General features: G+C 66.6%; 15 protein-coding genes and 1 pseudogene. All 16 read right to left on the reverse strand.

What is annotated here, in order from left to right; all coding sequences use genetic code 11:
* Positions 1–38: 38 nt before the first annotated feature.
* The 16 genes and pseudogenes from M1D40_RS09415 to M1D40_RS09490 all read right to left on the reverse strand — a co-directional run bounded on the left by M1D40_RS09415 (position 39) and on the right by M1D40_RS09490 (position 18,504).
* On the reverse strand, positions 39–2,888 hold the full coding sequence (locus M1D40_RS09415) for a DEAD/DEAH box helicase (RefSeq protein WP_341393128.1): 2,850 nt from the start codon (positions 2,886–2,888) through the stop codon (positions 39–41).
* A 97-nt stretch (positions 2,889–2,985) separates the two neighbouring features.
* Positions 2,986–3,771, reverse strand: coding sequence for a twin-arginine translocase subunit TatC (gene tatC / locus M1D40_RS09420; protein WP_341393129.1), 786 nt, complete (start codon positions 3,769–3,771; stop codon positions 2,986–2,988).
* Positions 3,772–3,818: 47 nt separating this feature from the next.
* Positions 3,819–4,130, reverse strand: a complete 312-nt coding sequence (gene tatA, locus M1D40_RS09425) for a Sec-independent protein translocase subunit TatA (protein ID WP_341393130.1) — start codon at positions 4,128–4,130, stop codon at positions 3,819–3,821.
* A gap of 34 nt (positions 4,131–4,164) precedes the next feature.
* The gene (locus M1D40_RS09430) at positions 4,165–4,506 is read right to left on the reverse strand and encodes a hypothetical protein (protein WP_461168665.1); all 342 of its coding nucleotides are present in this window, start codon (positions 4,504–4,506) and stop codon (positions 4,165–4,167) included.
* 103 nt (positions 4,507–4,609) lie between these two features.
* Positions 4,610–6,667, reverse strand: a complete 2,058-nt coding sequence (locus M1D40_RS09435) for a helix-turn-helix transcriptional regulator (RefSeq protein WP_461168666.1) — start codon at positions 6,665–6,667, stop codon at positions 4,610–4,612.
* Positions 6,668–6,865: 198 nt separating this feature from the next.
* Complete coding sequence (locus M1D40_RS09440) at positions 6,866–7,261, reverse strand: FKBP-type peptidyl-prolyl cis-trans isomerase (protein WP_341393133.1); 396 nt, start codon at positions 7,259–7,261, stop codon at positions 6,866–6,868.
* Positions 7,262–7,431: 170 nt separating this feature from the next.
* A pseudogene (locus M1D40_RS09445) lies at positions 7,432–8,373 on the reverse strand (FKBP-type peptidyl-prolyl cis-trans isomerase); the annotation flags it as partial.
* A gap of 96 nt (positions 8,374–8,469) precedes the next feature.
* Entirely contained in the window at positions 8,470–9,831 is a 1,362-nt protein-coding gene (gene pafA / locus M1D40_RS09450) for a Pup--protein ligase (RefSeq protein ID WP_341393135.1), read from the reverse strand.
* A complete protein-coding gene (gene prcA / locus M1D40_RS09455; protein ID WP_341393136.1) occupies positions 9,831–10,607 on the reverse strand; it encodes a proteasome subunit alpha in 777 nt (258 codons plus the stop codon). Before prcA ends, pafA begins: the two co-directional genes overlap by 1 nt.
* Positions 10,608–10,609: 2 nt before the next feature.
* On the reverse strand, positions 10,610–11,434 hold the full coding sequence (gene prcB, locus M1D40_RS09460) for a proteasome subunit beta (RefSeq protein ID WP_341393137.1): 825 nt from the start codon (positions 11,432–11,434) through the stop codon (positions 10,610–10,612).
* A gap of 3 nt (positions 11,435–11,437) precedes the next feature.
* Entirely contained in the window at positions 11,438–11,641 is a 204-nt protein-coding gene (locus tag M1D40_RS09465) for a ubiquitin-like protein Pup (RefSeq protein WP_341393138.1), read from the reverse strand.
* A gap of 83 nt (positions 11,642–11,724) precedes the next feature.
* Complete coding sequence (dop, locus tag M1D40_RS09470; protein WP_461168667.1) at positions 11,725–13,335, reverse strand: depupylase/deamidase Dop; 1,611 nt, start codon at positions 13,333–13,335, stop codon at positions 11,725–11,727.
* Complete coding sequence (gene arc / locus M1D40_RS09475) at positions 13,332–15,095, reverse strand: proteasome ATPase (protein WP_341393140.1); 1,764 nt, start codon at positions 15,093–15,095, stop codon at positions 13,332–13,334. Before arc ends, dop begins: the two co-directional genes overlap by 4 nt.
* A gap of 125 nt (positions 15,096–15,220) precedes the next feature.
* Positions 15,221–16,291: a tRNA (adenine-N1)-methyltransferase gene (locus M1D40_RS09480; RefSeq protein WP_341393141.1), complete on the reverse strand. Its 1,071-nt coding sequence runs from the start codon at positions 16,289–16,291 to the stop codon at positions 15,221–15,223.
* A gap of 321 nt (positions 16,292–16,612) precedes the next feature.
* On the reverse strand, positions 16,613–17,779 hold the full coding sequence (locus M1D40_RS09485; RefSeq protein ID WP_461168668.1) for a site-2 protease family protein: 1,167 nt from the start codon (positions 17,777–17,779) through the stop codon (positions 16,613–16,615).
* A complete protein-coding gene (locus tag M1D40_RS09490; protein WP_461168669.1) occupies positions 17,776–18,504 on the reverse strand; it encodes an HAD family hydrolase in 729 nt (242 codons plus the stop codon). Before M1D40_RS09490 ends, M1D40_RS09485 begins: the two co-directional genes overlap by 4 nt.
* Between the last annotated feature and the right edge of the window lie 92 nt (positions 18,505–18,596).

Consider the following 18,596-nt stretch of genomic DNA (forward strand, 5'->3'; position numbering starts at 1 on the left):
GCCGCCCTGCCGGGCGGCGGGAGGACGACGGGAGCGGGTTACTCGCTGACGGCGGAGTAGGCGACGACGCCGCGGCGGATCAGGCCGATGGCATCTATGCAGCGCCGGCGCAGGTCGCCGGGCAGATCCTGCACTTTGGCCAGTTGATCCAGCAGGTCGATCACCTGCTTGGCCCAGCGGACAAAATCACCGGCGGCGAGTTCGGTGCCGTTCAGCGCGAGCTGAAGGTGCTTGCCCTTGGCCCACTTGTACATGGGCCACACCAGGCCCAGCTCCGGTTCACCGGTCTGGGGCAGGCGTTCGGCTTCCTCGATGTCGGTGAGCCTGGACCACTGCTGGACGATGATATCCATAGCGACCTCAAGGGAAACGCTGGGCAGCCGCGGACGGATGCCCCGTTCCTCGCGCTTGGCCTGGTACACCAGTGCGGTGGCCAGCGCTGCGAGCTCGGCGGGATCGACGTCGCTGAAGGCGCCCTGCTGGAGGGACAGCGCGATCAGCAGGTCCTTCTCCCCGTAAATGCGCCGCAGCTTCTGTCCCGCCGGCGTCACGGCCGAGCGGCCGGTTTCGTCCGGAGCTACGTAGCCGTAGTGCTCCAGCACGTCGCAGACGCGGTCGAACGTCTTGGCGATGGTGTTGGTGCGGCCGCGGATCTGCGCCGTGAGGTTGTCCGTTTCCCGGCGCAGCTTCCACCACCGTTCAGCCCAGCGGGCATGGTCTTCCCGCTCGCTGCAGCCGTGGCACGGGTGTGCCCGCAGTTTCCGGCGGAGTTCGGTGATGGCCTTCTCGCGCCTGTCGGCGCCCTGGGGGTGCAGGGCTCCGCGCTGGGCGGCGGCACGGGGCGGCCGGTGGTCATGCAGGGCATTGCGCATGGACGAGGCAAGGTCACGGCGGTCCTTGGCGGTCCGCGAATTGAACGATTTGGGAATCCGGATGTGCGAGACGGCTTCCACCGCTCCGTCCAGTTCCGAAGCGGTGATCCGGCGGATTTGCTTGTCCTCCGTCAGCACCGTGGTCCGGGCCTCCCGGCTGGGCTGCGCATCCGCCGGCAGGACGACGGCGTACCCGGAGTTGCGTCCGCCCGGAATCAGGATGACGTCGCCCGGAGCCAGGGCATCCAGCGACGCAGCCACGGCGGACCTGCGGTCCCTGGCACGCGACTTCGAGGCCTGCGTTTCCACGTCGGAGAGCTCCCGGCGCAGCGCCGCGTATTCCGTGAAATCCCCCAGATGGCAGGTCATGGCCTTCTCGTAGCCCGCGAGGGATTCTTCCCGGGACCGGACCTGCTTCGCCAGGCCGACAACCGAGCGGTCGGCTTGGAACTGCGCGAATGAGGATTCGAGGATTTCCCGGGAACGTTCCCGGCCGAACTGGGCCATGAGGTTGATGCTCATGTTGTAGGTGGGGCGGAAACTGGAGTTGAGCGGGTAGGTCCGGCGCGACGCCAGGCCGGCGACGGCGGCGGGGTCGGTTCCCGGCTGCCACAGGACCACGGCGTGGCCTTCGACGTCGATGCCCCGCCGGCCGGCCCGGCCGGTGAGCTGGGTGTACTCCCCCGCCGTGATGTCCACGTGCGCCTCGCCGTTGAATTTGTCCAGCTTTTCCAGGACCACGGTGCGCGCGGGCATGTTGATCCCCAGCGCCAGCGTTTCGGTGGCGAACACGGCGCGGACCAGCCCGGCGGTGAACAGCCGTTCCACCACTTCCTTGAAGGTGGGCAGCATGCCGGCGTGGTGGGCGGCAAACCCGCGGACCAGGCCCTCCCGCCAGGTCCAGAAGCCCAGGACTTCCAGGTCATCGTCGGGGATGTCCTGGCAGGCCTCATCCACAATCCGCGCAATTTCCGCCCGCTCGGGCTCGCTGGTGAGCCACAAACCGGAGTCCACGCACTGCCGCACGGCGCCGTCGCACCCGTTGCGGGAAAAGATGAAGGTGATGGCGGGGAGCAGCCCGCGCTTGTCCAGCTGGGCGATGACGGCAGGCCGGGATGCCTTCGGGATCCGGCTCATGGGCGGTCCCCCCTGCCCGCGCCGCGGTGCGTCCCGGCGTCCTCCGCGGCTTGATCCGCGGGAGCCGCCCCAGTGGCCGCCGCCGCGCTGGTTGATCCGGGACTCCGCCCGGGCGAGCTCCAGCAGCTCGGGGTTCACCCGGTAGCGCTCCTGGATCCCGGCAGGCTGCGCCGGTGCGGCTGCTTCGTCGAACGATACGTCCGACTCGAAGAGGTCCATGATCTCCCGCCCCACCATGACGTGCTGCCACAGCGGCACGGGACGGTGTTCGGAAACCACGACGTCGGTGTCCCCCCGGACGGTGTCCAGCCATGCCCCGAATTCCTCGGCGTTGGACACGGTGGCGCTCAGGGAAACGAGCTGGACGTCGGAGCGGAGATGGATAATGACCTCCTCCCAGACAGCGCCCCGGAAGCGGTCCGCGAGGTAATGCACTTCGTCCATGACGACGTACCCCAGGTCGTCGAGCGTGGAGGAGTCGGAGTAGAGCATGTTCCGCAGCACTTCAGTGGTCATGACGACGACGTCGGCGTCCGGGTTGATGCTGGTGTCACCCGTCAGCAGACCGACCCGTTCAGCGCCGTACGACGCCGACAGTTCCAGGTACTTCTGGTTGCTCAGCGCCTTGATCGGCGTGGTGTAGAACGCCTTAAGCCCGCGTTCCAGTGCCAGGTAGACGGCGAACTCCCCCACCACTGTCTTCCCGGCACCGGTGGGGGCGGCAACCAGGACACCGCGGCCGGCTTCAACGGACCGGCAGGCGTCGGTTTGGAAGGGATCCAGCTCAAACCCCAGCTGCTGCTCGAAGACAGCCAGTTGGGTCTTGGAATGTTCGGCGAGTTGTTTCGCGGCCAGGTACCGCTCCGACGGGGAAGTCATGTTCTTAGCCTAGACTCTGACCGGCCCCGCCTGCGCGTTCAGCCGCACTGGTCCGCGGTGGGCTGAAACTTCAGAGGGAGGGCCGGCCGGCCGGAGGCTAGAGATTCTCCAGCGGTGTGGCTGTGTCGGCGGATTCGCCCACCGCGGCCTCACGGGCTGCATTCCTGCGCGCCCGGCGCTTGTCGTTCAGCAGGCAGATACCCACTGCGACGGCGAAGAGCAGCAGCAGCGGAGCCGCCATGTAGAACATGGTGAGGGCATCGCCGCCGGGAGCCGCCATGGCAGCGAACACGCAAATCACAAAGATGGTGATCCGCCAGTACTTGATGATGACCTTGCCGGGGAGAATGCCCGTCATGTTCAGGCCCACGAGCACCACGGGAATCAGGAAGGCAATGCCGAAGGCCAGCAGGAGCCGAAGCACAAAGGCGAGGTAGACGGTAGCCGTAATGACGTTGGCGCTGCCCTCGGGTGTAAAGCCCGTCAGGACCTCGATGGCGCTGGGCAGAAGGATCCATGCCAGCGCCACGCCGCCGAGGAACAGCGGCACCGAGGCAGCCATGAACCCCAGGGCTATGCGCCGTTCCTTGCTCTTGAGCCCGGGCGTAATGAAGGCCCACAGCTGGTAGAGCCAGATCGGACACGAGATCAGCACGCCGATGAATACCGAAACCTGGACCATCTGGTCGAAGGGTGTTACCACGCCCTCGAAGTTGATCGTGGCAAAACGCCCCTCCTGGTTGCCCACGTCGAGGACGGGGCGCGTCAGGGCGTTGAACACCGGCATGTACAGGAAGAATCCCGCCACCGTTCCCAGTGCTACGGCAATTGCAGCTTTGAAGATGCGGTTGCGGGCTTCCCGCAGGTGTTCCTTAAGGGCCATCCGCCCTTCAGGGTTGGATTTGCGCCCTTGGGTCAGCGCCACGGCCGTTACAGGCTGGTGGGCGGGTTACCAGCGGGGCGCTGATCCGTGCCGCTGGTACCCGGAGTGTGCGGTGCAGCCGGAGGCGTCTGTGCCCCGGGAGTACCGGCGGCCGGAGGGTTGTTGACGATCCGCCCCTCGACCGGGTCGCCGGCGGCGGTGTCGGACGGATTTTCGTCCTTCATCTGCCGGACCTCGGACTTGAAAATACGCAGGGACTGTCCCAGGCTTCGGGCCAGGCCGGGAAGTTTAGGCGCCCCGAACAGCAGAAGAGCCAAAACGACCAGAATAAGAATTTGCCAGCCTTGAATGTTACCCATGCCGGTGTCCTTTCGTTGAGAAAATCAGTTTACGTCAGAGTTCTGGAAAGTCGCGCAGAGCCCGCGGCTGGCCCTGCGCAAGCCGCCGGTTGACCCGCCGCTCCCGCCGAACTTCCTTGCGCGCCTCTTTGCCATCTTCGTAGCTGGCCCGCGCCAGGACGGGATCCGTAAAAATTCCGAGCTCCCGTTCCGGAGCTTCTGCCACAGCCGCGGCTGCCGGACCCGGCGCTGACACTGCCAGTGCCGATGCGGCAGCCTGGGCCTCTTTCAGCACCGACATGAGCTTACGGAAAATCCGCCACCCCACAAGGGCGTAGAAGGCTGCTGCGGCGACAACAAGCGCCGACCATATCAAAATCCAGGACCACCAAGGCATGACTCCAGCATAGTGCGGCCGGACGCAGGGGCCGGCATCGCCGCGGACCGGTTGCCCGCGCCGGCTGCCCGCGCCGTCTGCCGTGCGGGTTAGCCCGGACGGGCTAATCCGTACGGGTCCCGGCGTCCGTCGGCGGTGCCGAATCGTGCCCCGTGTAATTCGCCAGGGCGCTGCGGAGCCATTCCCCGGTCTCCCGGCGCAGGCTTTCGGGGGCAGCCACCACCACGCTGCCGCCCTGCCGCGCGACGAAGCCGGGGATCCAGCGCGTGTTGCCGGCCCTCAGTTCCACAGCGGTGCGCCCTCGGGGCAGATCCGCCCGGCGGCCGGCGTCGTACGCGCTCTCCACCCAGCTGGCCGAAGGCTCCAGCAGCAGGGTTACCAGCTCGTCCCCGGGGCCGGGCCGGAACAGGCCGGAGGGAAAACTGTCGGGGTCCGGCCCCTGCCAGGACGCCGGGCCCGAATCCGCAACGCGGTGGATGCGGTCCACCCGGAAGTTGCGCACGGCCTCGGAGCGGTGGCACCAGGCCTCGAGATACCAGCGGTCGTTGACCGAGAACAGCCGCCGCGGATCAACGGTCCGGTCGGTCACCTCATCCCTGCTGGGAACCAGGTACCGCAGCTGGAGCTGGCGGCGGCCGGTGATCGCCCGCTGGAGCTCGTCCAGGACGCCGGCGGTGACCTCCGGCTCGGCGAGCCGGGCAGCGACGGCGGTGCCGGCCCGGCCGGATTCCCCGGCGGCCTCGCTGAGCTTTTCCAGGGCGCCGGCAAGGGCCGGAGTGTCTCCGACGCCGGGCAGGGTGGACAGCGTTTCCAGGCCGACGATCAGCGCCGCGGCTTCATCCATGCCCAGGCGGACCGGTTCGGAGAGGTCCTCGGCATTGTCGATGTAGATCTGGCCGTTCTCGAAGTTCACGTCCATCAGCCCGTTGGGATAGTGTCGCGGGCCGCTGACGAAAAGCAGGTTCAGGTCACTGGCCAGCTGCGCCGGGCTGACCCCGAAGCGGCGGGCAGTTTGTTCCAGGTCCGCCCCCTGGTTGCCCAGCACGTAGGGAACCAGATCCAGCAGGCGGGCCAGATGGCTCTGCGCGGCCGTTGAGCTGGACGCCGGTGCCGGAGTCCGGCGGGACAGGGCAAAGGACGGCAGAGGCCTGAGCTGGGCGGCCAGGGCAAGCTGCAGAAGGTCGGAGGCGGTTTGGCGGAATTCGGGCGGGTCGACGGCGACGGCGTGGGTTCCCAGCCCGGCGGTGTCCGCAGCCAGGGCGTCCAGGTCGGAGACGGTCAGTGTCAGCACCTCCCAGCCGGCGCGGCCGGCAGGAACGGGAGGCGCGTCGGCGCGCAGCCTGAGCTCCGCGGCGCTCCCCTTCCGGACTTCCACCGTGGCCGTGACCGGTGCAAAAACACGGTCCAGCGATGCCAGTGACTCCTCGATGCTGAAGTCCGGCGGAACCTCATAGCCGCTGCCTGTTTCCAGCGCCACCGGTGTCGTGATCCGGGACAGCCGGAAGAACCGTTCGGCCCTGCGGTCCAGGTCCCATCCCACCACGTACCAGTGTCCAAACCTGCTGCCCATCCCCCACGGCTGAAGGTGCCGTTGGGTGCTCCGCCGGCGCGCCGGTTTGCCCGCCCCGCCGGAGGAACGGACCCGTGCCGCCGGCCGGTAGCCGAAGGAGATGGGGGTCCGGGTGGTGGTTGCCTTCCATACCGTGTCGAAATTGGGGTCATTCGTGCGGATGCGGGGCTGCAGGGGGCTGGCTGCGGAGGCGTCGGCCACCACGCCGCGGGCCTGCAGCTTCCGCAGCGCCCGCGCCGCCGCAGACCCAAGCGATGCCTGCTCCCACATGCTGGCAGCCAGTGCCAGGACAGCGGATTCTTCGGGCGTGAAGCGCACCCCGGGAAGCCGGTAGGCGTCGGCCCGGATGCGGTACCGGCGCACGGAGTTGTCCTGGTCGTACAGGGTTTCCTCGCTGTAGGACTCCACGGGGATCCCCTGCTCGCGCAGGAAGGCCTTGTCCCGGTCGAAGAGTTTTTCCCGCGCGGCCGTGGACGGCGCTTCCCCGTAAAGCTCGATTTCTTCGAAAAGCTCCTGTTTGGTGAAGCCCCGGCCGGTGGACAGCAGGACAATGACGAGGGTCAGGAGGCGTTCGGTTCTGTTGGCGGACACGGAAGCCAATCTACCGCCCCCGGCGGCCCGGAGCGCAGTGCCGTACCCAGGGCGGCTCGGGCGACGGCCTGGCCCGGCCCAGGGACAGCGAAGGGAACGGGGCAGGGAAGGGAGCGGGACAGCGAAGGGACCGGGAACACAAAAAGGCGGGTCCGCGGCTGCAGTGCAGCTGCGGACCCGCCTGTGGCTGCGGCGGAGCTAGCGGACGCCCAGCAGGTCAACCACGAAGATCAGTGACTCGCCCGGAGCAACGGCGGAACCGGCACCGCGGTCGCCGTACGCCATGGAGGCAGGGATCTCGAGCCGGCGGCGGCCGCCGACCTTCATGCCCAGCAGGCCCTGGTCCCAGCCTTCGATGACCTGGCCGACACCGACGCGGAAGTCCAGCGGGGTGCCGCGGTTCCACGATGCGTCAAACTCTTCGCCCGTGGAGAAGGCAACGCCGACGTAGTGGGTGGAAACGGTGTCCCCGGCCTTGGCCTCGGGTCCGTCGCCCACAACAATGTCTTCGATGCGAAGCTCCGTGGGGGCTTCGTGGTCCGGGAAGTCGATTTCCGGCTTCTGGCGGTCGTATTCACGCTTTCCAAATGACATGGTGCTCCTCGCTGCGGCGGTGCCGCATTAACGCTGTTTTCAGTTCTAACGCTACTTGACTTCTTCGAGCTCCACGACAAACGCGAGGGGGCCGAGGGGGCGCTGCCGCCCGCGGGGTCTCCGTAGGCCAGTTCTGCCGGCAGGACCAGCAGGAGCTTGGATCCCGCCTTCTGGCCGGCCAGGCCGTAGGTCCAGCCCGAGATGACTCCGTCGAGGCCAAATTCGAGCGCTTCGCCGCCCTCGTAGCTGGAATCGAAAGTGGTGCCGTCACGCAGCGACACGCCGAGGTAGTTCGCCTTCACGGTGCTGGTTTCGCCCGCAACGGCGCCGTCGCCCTCTTCGAGGACCTTGACGACCAGCTTGTCGGGCTCTTCAGCGTTCTCCGGGACGGTGATCGAGGGGACGCCGTCGTCGCCGAAGGCGACCTCGGGCAGTTTGCCGTCGGATTCAAGCTTGGCCACGTCCTCGGAGCTCATCAGCAGGTTTCCCTCGGCGTTGCGTGCCGCGGCTTCATCCTGCGGGAGCATCTCCACCGTGTCCTGCGCGCTCTGGACGCTCAGCACCATGATCTGGGTTGGCTGCTCCTCTTCGCCTTCAGCTGCGGCGGCCTGCGCTTCGGGGAAGGCATAGGCAATGTGCGACCCCACCTTGGCGCCGAGCAGGACCTCATACAGGACGGGGTCCTGTTCCTTCAGCTGATCGTTCACGGGCAGCGTTGCAGCGGCCTGTGAATAGGTGTCGCCCGAAACGCTTGCGTCGTCGGCGTTGAGCGCCACGAACTGGAACGTGATGCTCTGGCCCTCGGCAACCGTGTCACCGTCGCCCGTATAGACGACCTTGGCAGCGGTTTCGGTGATGTCCAGCGGAGCATCGAACTCGACCTCGGGGACTGTCTCCTGGTCCTCGACTTTGACCTTCACGGAATCAAAGACCCCGGGCTGGCCTGCGGATTTGCCCGCAGCGCCCGTGTCTCCGCCGGAGCAGGCGGAGATTAAGAGCAGGGAGGACAAGCTTACGGCTAGTACTTTTCGCACAGTACTTCTTTCAGTGGTGGACAGATGGGCCCGCAGCAGCCCCGGTCTTGCCCGGGGAACCGTCACGGACGGTCGCATCCAGCCTAGCGTTTCTGCCTGAGTGCTGCCTTAGCGCGGCGGTCAACAGGAACTCCGTCCGCGGTCCCGGACGGGTCATGTTGGAACCCGCTGCCTTTACAGTGTGGCCAGCAGCGCCTCGACGCGCTCGTCCACGGCGGCAAACGGATCCTTGCACAGCACTGTCTGCTGGGCCCGGTCGTTGAGCTTCAGATGAACCCAGTCCACCGTAAAGTCGCGGTTGGCGGCCTTGGCCCGGCGCACGAAGTCTCCGCGCAGCTTGGCGCGCGTGCTCTGCGGCGGAACGTCCACGGCCTCCTTGACCTGGCTGTCTTCGACAACGCGGGCTGTTTCTCCGCGGGACTGCAGCAGATAGAACAGGCCGCGGCGGCGTGAAATGTCGTGGTAGGTCAGATCGATCTGGGCCAGCCGGGGCGAGGTCAGTTCCAGGGAATGGCGCTCGGCGTACCGGTCCACGAGCTTCTTCTTGATCGCCCAGTCCACTTCGGTGTCGATGCCTGAGGTATCCGAAGTGTCAATGGCGTCCAGGGTCCGTTCCCAGAGGTCAAGAACCCGGGCGACGTGGCGGTTGTGTGCTCCGTTCACCGCCACGAACTCCTGGACCCGGTCGAGATAGATGCGCTGCAGTTCCAGGGCGGAGATGGTGGAGCCGTTGGCCAGTTTCAGCGGCATCTTTCCGGTCGGGTCATGGGATATTTCACGGATGCTCCGGATCGGGTTTTCCAGCCGCAGGTCCCGCATGACGGCGCCGGACTCAATGAGCCGGAGCATCAGGTCAACGGTGCCGACCTTGAGCAGCGTAGTGGTCTCCGACATATTGGAGTCTCCCGCGATGACGTGCAGCCGGCGGTAGTGCTCGGCGTCGGCATGGGGCTCGTCGCGGGTATTGATGATCGGACGCGACCGCGTGGTGGCGGAGGAAACGCCTTCCCAGATGTGGTCCGCCCGCTGGGAGAACGCGTACAGCGAACCGGACTGGGTCTTGAGGACCTTGCCCGCGCCCACCAGCAGCTGGCGCGTCACCAGGAACGGGATGAGGATGTCGGCCAGGCGGGAGAACTCCAGCCGCCGGGGAATCAGGTAGTTCTCATGGCTGCCGTAGGAGTTCCCGGCCGAATCGGTGTTGTTCTTGAACAGGTAGACGCTGCCGTTGAAGCCCTCGGCGCGCAGCCGGTCCTCCGCCTCCTCTACGAGGTCATCCAGGATCAGCTCGCCGGCCCGGTCATGCGCTACGAGCTGTGCCAGGTCATCACACTCGGCCGTCGCGTATTCCGGATGCGATCCGACGTCCAGATAGAGCCGGGATCCGTTGGTCAGGAACACGTTGGAGGACCTGCCCCAGCTGACGACCTTCCGGAACAGGTAGCGTGCCACCTCTTCCGGGGAGAGCGGCCGGGAGTCGGGGCCGGAGTAGGCAATGCCGAATTCGGTTTCGATTCCAAAGATCCTGCGGTCCATCAATCTCCCTCCGGGGCGGACAGCAAGCGGTCCAGCTCCACAGTGTTGATTCTTCGGAACGCCCGCACCGTCCCCCGGGAGGACAGCGGAGCCCGGTCCAGGACTGCCACCTCCAGCAGGCCTGCTCCGAGGCGCTCGGGTTCCGCCGGCGCACCGTCGCCGCCGCCGTAGCCCGTTCCGTTGCCGTTGGAGCCGGACTCGGTGCTGCGGGTTGCGGAGAGGGCGGAAACTGCAGTCCGCACCGCTTCCGGAAAGCCCGTGTCCTGGTTCCAGGTCCTGGCGAGGGCTTCGCGGACCACCTCGGCCTGCCCGCCCATCACCACAAAATTGCTTTCGTCTGCAATTGATCCGTCAAAGGTCAGGCGGTACAGGTGGTCGGCGTAGGGTTCGGCTCCCACCTCGGCGACGGCGAGTTCCACTTCGAAGGGCTTCCCCTCGGTGGTGAACACCGATCCAAGGCTTTGGGCATAGACGCTGGCCAGCCCGCGGGCCGAGACGTCTTCCCGGGAATAGGAGTAACCCCGCACGTCGGCGTACCGCACGCCGGCCTGGCGGAGGCTCTCGAATTCGTTGTACTTGCCGACGGCGGCAAATCCGATCCGGTCGTAAATTTCGCCGAGCTTGTGCAGGGACGGCGACGGGTTCTCGGCCACGAGGGCGATGCCGTCACGGCAGGTGAGCACCACCACCGAGCGGCCTCTGGCAATGCCTTTCCGGGCGAAATCCGCCCGGTCCTTCATCAGCTGCTCAGGCGAAACGTAGAACTGCTGCGTCATGGTCAGCTCTCCCGCCCGGCAACGGAGCGGCGGTCAACCAGTTCCCGTGCCATCATCTGCAATTCCCGTTCGGGGATTTCCCGGTTTCCGGCACTGTTGACCACGTAGACGACGGGCCACAGCTGCCGGACAAGGTCAGGGCCGCCGGTGGCGGAGTCGTCGTCGGCCGCGTCATAGAGCGACTCGACAGCTACGGCCACGGCCTGCTCTTCGTCCAGGCCCGGACGCCAGAGCTTCTTTAGCGCTCCGCGGGCAAACACGGACCCCGATCCCACGCTGTGGTGCTCATATTCCTCATAGCGGCCTCCGGTCACGTCGTAGGAGAAGAGCCTGCCCACATGGCGTTCAGTGTCGTAGCCGGCGAACAGCGGAACCACCGCCAGTCCCTGCAGCGCCAGGGGCAGGTTGGAGCGCACCATGGCCGCCAGGCGGTTGGACTTCCCGTCCAGGCTCATGGGCGTGCCCTCGATCTTGTCGTAGTGCTCCAGCTCCACCTGGAAGAGCCGGATCATGTCCAGGGCAAGCCCCGCGGTGCCCGCGATCCCCACCACCGAATAGGTGTCGGCCGGAAAGACCTTCTTGATGTGCCGGCTCGCAATCATGTTGCCCATGGTGGCCCGCCGGTCGCCGGCCATCAGCACCCCGCCGGCGTAGGTCAGGGAGACGATGGTGGTCGCCTGCGGCGCTGCCGCTGACGCTGAACCGGGTGCCGCAGTCCCCAGCCGCCGGGCTGAGGGCAGCAGATCGGGGTGGTGCCGGGCCAAATGGTCGCTGAAGGAGGGCGGCGGCGCCCCGTTTACCGCTGCTGCAGGGTCCCCGTGGGTCATCCGCTACTGTCCGCCCTTCTGGATGAATCCCCGGACAAATTCCTCGGCGTTGTTCTCCAGCACGCCGTCGATCTCGTCCAGGAGGTCATCCACGCCCTCGGTCTGGGGAGATGCTGCCGCTTCGGGGTCGGCCGCGGGAGGGGGTGTCTCCTCCAATTCCTCTTCCTCGGTGCGTGCTGCGGTGCTTTTACGGTCGTGGGTTGCCATGATCATTGCCTCTCCTGGCCGGAATCCGGCCGTTTGACTGGTCCTGACGGGTGCTGCCCAGGTCCTGACGCTGACTGCTAGTCCTATGGTGCCACGCTATGTTCGGGACCGGTCAGGAGTCTGGCGACAAAATCCTCCGCATCGGACGAAGCTGCAAACAATTCCTCCGTCAGCGCCCGGGTGCCCCGGAGCGGTTCACGCGTCGGAATGCGCTGCAGGCGCCGGTGCGAGGGCAGCTCGAAGATGATCGAATCCCAGCTTGCCCCCACCACTTCATGGGGAAAGCGGCTGACGCATTTGCCGCGGAAATACGCACGCGTGTCGTCCGGGGGTTCGGTGACCGCCCGGGCGATCTCTTCGTCGGTGAGGATCCGTTCCATCTGTCCGCGGGCCGCCAGCCGGTAGTAGAGGCCCTTCTCGGGGCGCATGTCCGAGTACTGCAGGTCCACCAGGTGCAGCCTCGGATTGGACCACGCCAGTCCGTCGCGGTCCCGGTAGGCCTGCAGCAGCCGCAGCTTGGCTACCCAGTCCACCTGGGCGGCAGCTTCCATCGGATCGTGCTTGAGGGTGCCCACAAGGGAGGTCCAGCGGGTGAGGATGTCCTCGGTTTCGGCGTCGGCCCCCCGGCTGCGGCAGTGCCGTGCGGCGGCCTCCAGATACATCTCCTGCAGGTTCAGCCCGCTGACCATCCGGCCGTCCTTGAGCTCCACGAGTTGTTCCAGGGTCGGGTCGTGGCTGATGGCCTGCAGGGACCCCACCGGATCCCGCAGCTCGACATCGGGCCCGGTGCCCGCCTCGATCATGGACAGCACAATGGATGTGGTGCCCACCTTCAAGAGCGCCGACACCTCGCTGAGGTTGGCGTCGCCGATGATCACATGCAGCCGCCGGTACTTTTCGGCCACGGCGTGGGGCTCGTCGCGGGTATTCACGATGGGCCGCCGAATGGTGGTTTCCAGCCCCACCTCGGCTTCGAAGAAATCGGCCCGCTGGCTCAGCTGATATCCCTGGCGCTGGTTGTTGGTGCCCATTCCCACCCGGCCGGACCCGACAATGACCTGCCGGCTGACGAAGAAGGGCACCAGACCCCGAACCAGCTGGGCAAACGGAACGCTCCGCGGCACCAGATAGTTCTCGTGGGATCCGTAGGAGGCACCTTTGCTGTCGGTGTTGTTCTTATACAGGTTTACGGGCGAGAAACCCGGCGCCGCGGCAATGTGCCGCATGGCGGCCAGTACGACGGCGTCGCCGGCTTTGTCCCACAGCACCGCGTCCCGGGGTGTCGTCACCTCGGGCGAGGAGTACTCCGGGTGGGCGTGGTCCACGTACAGCCGGGCGCCGTTGGAGAGCACCATGTTCATCAGAACCGGGTTGTCGGTGGACTGCTCCCCGTAAAGCGCCGCCGGTCCGCCTCCTTCCATGGCGATCTGCTCCGCATCCAGCACCGGGGGCGCATCCGTCAGCTGGGTCGGATCGGCTGCGGTCCGGGGCACGGTGAAACCCCGGGCATCGTTCAGCGGCGCCTCGTCCGTATAGTCCCAGCGCGTCCCGGAAAAGTTGCCCATGCCGCTGCGCCTGCTAGCCGCGTAGGCGTTGATGATCTGGCTGGACAGGACCGTGGCGTTGGCTGCCGGCAGGGCGGGCGCCAGCACGCCGTACTCGGTTTCCGTGCCCATGACACGGCGCACGCTCATAGATACTGTCCGGGGTTGGCAGTGGTTTCGATGGTGCGCCCGGGTTCCTGCCCGGCCTTCCCCTGGATGATGGTGCGGATGTAGGTGATGCGCTCGCCTTTCTTGCCGGAGATGCGCGCCCAGTCGTCCGGATTGGTGGTGTTGGGCATGTCCTCATGCTCGCGGAATTCGTCCACCACCGCCCGCATCAGGTGGTCAATCCGCAGGCCGCGCTGGTGCAGGGTCAGCAGGTCCTTGATGGCGTACTTCTTGGCCCGGTCCACCACGTTCTGGATGACCGCGCCGGAGTTGAAGTCCTTGAAGTACAGCATTTCCGTGTCGCCGTTGGCGTACGTGACCTCCAGGTACTCGTTGGACTTGTCCTCGGCGTACATTTTCTCCACCGTCCGCCGGATCATCTCGCGGACGGTCATTTGCGGGTCGTAGCCGTTCTCGGCTAGGTCCTCCCGGTGCAGGGGCAGGTCAGGGGTGAGGTACTTCGCGAAGATCTCCGCGGCACCTTCGGCGTCGGGCCGCAGGATCTTGATCTTCACGTCCAGGCGGCCCGGCCGCAGGATGGCCGGGTCGATCATGTCCTCACGGTTGGAGGCACCGATGACGATGACGTTTTCCAGCTTTTCCACGCCGTCGATCTCCGACAGGAGCTGCGGAACAATGGTGGTTTCGACGTCGGACGAGATTCCGGTTCCGCGGGTGCGGAACAGGGAGTCCATTTCATCGAAGAACACCACCACCGGGCTTCCGCCGGATGCCTTTTCCCGGGCACGGGCAAAGATCAGCCGGATGTGCCGCTCGGTCTCGCCCACGTACTTGTCCAGCAGCTCCGGCCCCTTGATGTTCAGGAAATAGCTCCGGGTGCCCAGCGTTCCGGTCTGTTCCATCACGCGGGCGGCCAGCGAGTGTGCCACGGCCTTTGCGATCAGGGTCTTGCCGCAGCCGGGAGGGCCGTACAGCAGGATGCCCTTGGGCGCCTTCAGGCCGTGTTCCCGGTACAGGTCCGGATGCAGGAAAGGCAGTTCCACGGCGTCGCGGATCTGCTCGATCTGCGGGCCCAGTCCCCCGATGTCGGAATAGGAGATGTCCGGGACTTCCTCCAGGACAAGGTTCTCCACTTCGCTGCGCGGTATTTTCTCCAGCGCATAGCCGATCCGGGTATCGACCGTCAGGGCGTCCCCGACGCGCACCCGTTCAGCCTCCAGGGGGCCGTTGAGCCGGACCACGCGTTCGTCGTCGGCCCGCCCGATCACCAGGCAGCGGTCGCGGCCCAGGAGCTCCTTCACCGTGAACAGCTCTCCGCTGCGTTCGAAGCCCAGTGAGGCCACGGCCACCAGGGATTCGTTCAGCAGCACTTCCTGTCCCGCCACAATCTGGTTCATGTCCAGCAGCGGACTGACCGAGACGCGGAGCTTCCTCCCGGACTGGATGATGTCCAGGCTGTCCTGCACGGCAGCGGTGGTTGTCCTGCCGCTGCTGGGCGGAACCCGGTGGTTCACCGAAATGACGGTGGCGAAGCTGAAGGGCGTGGCGCCCTCCTTTTCGAGGGCATCCTTCAGGCGGATAATCTCCGCCTTGGCCGTCTCCAGCATCGCCACCAGCCGGGCGTTGTTGTGCGTCAGCGCCGACAGTTGCCGGTCCACGTTCCGCAGCTTGTCCCGCAGTACGCTCAGCTGCTGGGCATCAGCGCCGGGAACCGGCGATCCGCGAAAGTACCCGCGGGGATCTTCGGCCCCGGAATCGACGGTGTTCTCTGCTTCAGACATGGTCTCGACCACCTTCACGTTGCGCAGGGTCTATCGCTTCGACGATAGCCCAGCAACGCAGGCAACACACGGGTTGGGACCTCTTGTCTTTCCCGTCCCCCGGTAATCAGGCAATCCGATTGCGGCTAGGGGGTTTCCGGCGTACCTTCCTGATCCGCGCTGAACTTTTCAGCCTTCTCCAGGGCACCGCGCTGGACCTTCGAGGCAGCATCCTTGGCGGCCCGGCGCAGCTTGTGGGCAGAGACTTCCCGCTCCCCCACGGCTGCCGGAGTCCAGGCGTTCAGATCCTCCTGGCTGAAGTTGGTTTTCGACGCGCGGCGCTTGGCCACGAGTCCGGTGGCGCCCTCGGCGAGCCGGCGGGCGGTCAGCAGGAAACCGGTGTGGGCCACCATGCGGTGGTCCGGCCGGACCGCGAGGCCCTCCAGATGCCAGCCCCGGACCATGGATTCCCAGCCGTCGGGCTCGGTGAACCTGCCGTCGGCACGGATGGCCTCCGCTGTGCGGGAAAGCTGGGTAACGGTGGCGACGTAGGAAATCCAGACCCCGCCCGGGGCCAGGACGGTGGCGACGGCGTCGGTGCACTCCCAGGGGGCCAGCATGTCCAGGACTACCCGGTCAACACTCCCGGGCTCTTCGGTGCGGACAACTTCCTCCTGGAAGTCCCCCAGCGTGATGTTCCAGGCCGGATGCGGTCCGCCGAAGAACGTTTCCACGTTGCCGCGGGCAATGTCGGCAAATTCTTCCCGCCGTTCAAAGGAATGCAGCGAGCCGGAGTCGCCGACGGCGCGCAGCAGGGAGATGCTCAGGGCACCTGAGCCGACCCCCGCCTCGACAACGCGCGCACCTGGGTAGATATCGGCCATGGTGACGATCTGGCCGGCATCCTTGGGATAGACGACGGCGGCACCGCGCGGCATGGACAGCACGAAGTCCGAGAGCAGCGGCCTCAGCACCTGGTACTGCTGCCCGGTGGTGTTGGTGACAATGGTGCCTTCGGGCAGGCCGATGATCAGGTCATGGGACAGGTAGCCGCGGTGGGTGTGGAAGGCGCCTCCCTCGGTCAGGGTGATGGTGCTGTGCCGGCCCTTCTCGTCGGTGAGCTGCACGCGCTCCCCCGGACGCAGCGGTCCCCTGCGGTGGTCGGCGCCGTGGGGGGCTGTGGCGGCGGCAGTCTGGCCCGGGGTCTCCGAGTTCATGGGTAACGTTCCTTTGGATCTAGGTGATGCTGGCTGGGATGAAGTTTGGGGCGGGGTGAAGTTTGGCGCGGGGTGAAGTTTTGGGGCTGGGGTGAAGTTTTGGGGCTGGGGTGAAGTTTTGGAGCTGGGGTGGAGTTGGGGCGGCGATGGAGTTTTGGAGCGGGCCGCCTGATCGGGGACACAGCCCGCGCAGCGCCCGGAGGCCGTACCTGCAGCGGCAGCCGGGGACCGGCCGGAACAATCGGGGCCTGGTTCCGGTCCGCGGGAACCCCGGGAAGGCGGGAACCCCGGGAAGGCCGGAATCCGGCTTTTAGTTCCGTGTCAGGATGTGCGCCGTTTGGCCGGTTTGGCGCTCATAGCCTCCAGGACAGCTGCTTGAGTCAGCAGTCCCACCACGCCGCCGTCGCGGTTAATGACGGCATACTCGCTGCCCTGAAGTTTAGCGAGGTACTCCACGAGTTCAGAACCCGCAGCGGCTTCCGGAACATAGGCGCCGGGAGCCAGCGGGCGGGCAGCTGCGTCAACCGGTGTGGAAGCGGCCAGGTGCGCGGGCACCTGAGCCAGCGCACCGGTGTCCGCCACGGCCCACGGCTGCCCCGTCGGCGCGGTAATGACGAGTGCGGCGCCGGGGTGGGCGGCCAGCACATCCCGGGCCGCGGACACCGGGGTGGACGCGGGGACCGACACTGCCGGCGTCATCTGGGACCCGGCGCTGATGGAGGGCAGCCGCAGCCGCAGGCGGGCGTTGCTGATGCTGGCGCCGGCCCCCATCCACAGGAAGCCCGAGACAAGCGCCGTGAGCAGAACCACCTGCAGATCCAGGTCCTCCTGCCGCAGGTACGGCGGAAGGATGACGGCTGCGGCGAGAGCGGCGGCGATGATCCGGCCGGCATACCCGGCGGCCACCGTGCCCCTGTCCTGGGATCCGGTGGCTTTCCACACGGCCGATTCAACAATTCGTCCCCCGTCCAGCGGCAGCCCGGGCAGGACATTGAAGATGGCCACCAGGAGGTTGGCCCAGATGAGGATTTCCGTCAGCAGAGCCGCCACCGGGTGGAGCGGAACGGCCACGAGGATCAGCCACCCGACGCCGGCCAGCACGAAGTTTGCGGCCGGACCGGCCAGGGCCACCAGCAGTGAGGGCCCGGGAGTGGAACGGACGTGCCCGAACTGGGTGTGCCCGCCCCACAGCGTGAGGACGATTTTCGCCGTCGGCCAGCGGTACGCCTTGGCTGTGAGGGCATGGGCCAGTTCGTGGACGAGGACGGAGACCAGGAGCAGCAGGGCGTAGCCAAGGGCGACGGCGTAGGCCCCCGCACCCAGGAACGGAAAGTTCCGTCCGACAAGCGGTCCGAAAAAGACAACGATCAGGGCAACGATGACAAACCAGGAATACGCCAGATACACGGGAACGCCGGCAATGCGCCCGAGCGGGATTCCGTCCTTCCGGACGGGGGCGGTGGCTTCGGGACCGCGGCCCGCGCTCAACGGGCAGCCTCGGGAGCTGCAGTGCGCACCAGGGAGGCCAGGTCGGCTGCCGTTTTTCCGGCCAGGGTGTCCCACTCATGCCGGCCCTCATCCGGCGGCAGCGGCAGGAAGTGCGGAACGCCCAGGGTAACGAGCCCCGCGGCGCGGGCCGAGGTGACGCCCGGGAAGGAATCTTCGATGGCGATGACACGGTCCTTGGCCAGACCCGGAACCTGCGCGGCCAGCCGGTCAAAGGCCAGCTGGTACGGCTCGGGATGGGGTTTTCCCTGCCGGACCATGTCGCCGGTGACTAGGAAGGAGAACGTTCCGGCCGGAAGCCTGCTGCAGACTTCCTCGGCCAGGACGGCCTCGGACATGGTCACCAGGACACACGGAGTGCCTGCTTCGGCGAGTTCAGCGAGCAGCTCCCGCGCGCCGGGGCGCCAGGGGACCTCGCGGCGCACCTGCTTAACAACGGCGCCGATCAGGGTGTCAATGATCTCGCGGATGCTCAGGGGGACGCCGGCGTTCTGCAGGAGGCCGGCGCTGTAGGTCAGCGCCTGGCCGATCATTGCTTCGGCATCGGAATTGGTCCAGGAACCGCCATACGAGTGCACGAGGTCCTTCTCGGCCTGAATCCAATATGGTTCCGTGTCCACGATGGTTCCGTCCATGTCCCACAACACCGCCTGGAGCGGGCCGTTTTCGGGTTCTGTTTGCAGGGGTGCCGGGACAGTGGAAGACATGCCTACCAGTCTACTGGGCGTGCCGGGCCCCGGGTTTACTTTGCTCCCCGCGAAGCCTTCCCCCGGTCCTGACAGCGCGGCGCCCTGGGCTT

This window comes from Arthrobacter sp. Z1-15 (genome assembly GCF_054792395.1).

What these genes read in the sequence shown, in the direction of transcription:
- M1D40_RS09480 (WP_341393141.1), bottom strand. Translation starts at nt 16,291, where the DNA reads ATGAACTCGGAGACCCCGGGCCAGACTGCCGCCGCCACAGCCCCCCAC.
- prcA (WP_341393136.1), bottom strand. Translation starts at nt 10,607, where the DNA reads ATGACGCAGCAGTTCTACGTTTCGCCTGAGCAGCTGATGAAGGACCGG.
- M1D40_RS09415 (WP_341393128.1), bottom strand. Translation starts at nt 2,888, where the DNA reads ATGACTTCCCCGTCGGAGCGGTACCTGGCCGCGAAACAACTCGCCGAA.
- M1D40_RS09440 (WP_341393133.1), bottom strand. Translation starts at nt 7,261, where the DNA reads ATGTCATTTGGAAAGCGTGAATACGACCGCCAGAAGCCGGAAATCGAC.
- arc (WP_341393140.1), bottom strand. Translation starts at nt 15,095, where the DNA reads ATGTCTGAAGCAGAGAACACCGTCGATTCCGGGGCCGAAGATCCCCGC.
- tatA (WP_341393130.1), bottom strand. Translation starts at nt 4,130, where the DNA reads ATGGGTAACATTCAAGGCTGGCAAATTCTTATTCTGGTCGTTTTGGCT.
- prcB (WP_341393137.1), bottom strand. Translation starts at nt 11,434, where the DNA reads ATGACCCACGGGGACCCTGCAGCAGCGGTAAACGGGGCGCCGCCGCCC.
- M1D40_RS09465 (WP_341393138.1), bottom strand. Translation starts at nt 11,641, where the DNA reads ATGGCAACCCACGACCGTAAAAGCACCGCAGCACGCACCGAGGAAGAG.
- tatC (WP_341393129.1), bottom strand. Translation starts at nt 3,771, where the DNA reads ATGGCCCTTAAGGAACACCTGCGGGAAGCCCGCAACCGCATCTTCAAA.
- M1D40_RS09490 (WP_461168669.1), bottom strand. Translation starts at nt 18,504, where the DNA reads ATGTCTTCCACTGTCCCGGCACCCCTGCAAACAGAACCCGAAAACGGC.
- dop (WP_461168667.1), bottom strand. Translation starts at nt 13,335, where the DNA reads ATGAGCGTGCGCCGTGTCATGGGCACGGAAACCGAGTACGGCGTGCTG.
- M1D40_RS09430 (WP_461168665.1), bottom strand. Translation starts at nt 4,506, where the DNA reads ATGCCTTGGTGGTCCTGGATTTTGATATGGTCGGCGCTTGTTGTCGCC.
- pafA (WP_341393135.1), bottom strand. Translation starts at nt 9,831, where the DNA reads ATGGACCGCAGGATCTTTGGAATCGAAACCGAATTCGGCATTGCCTAC.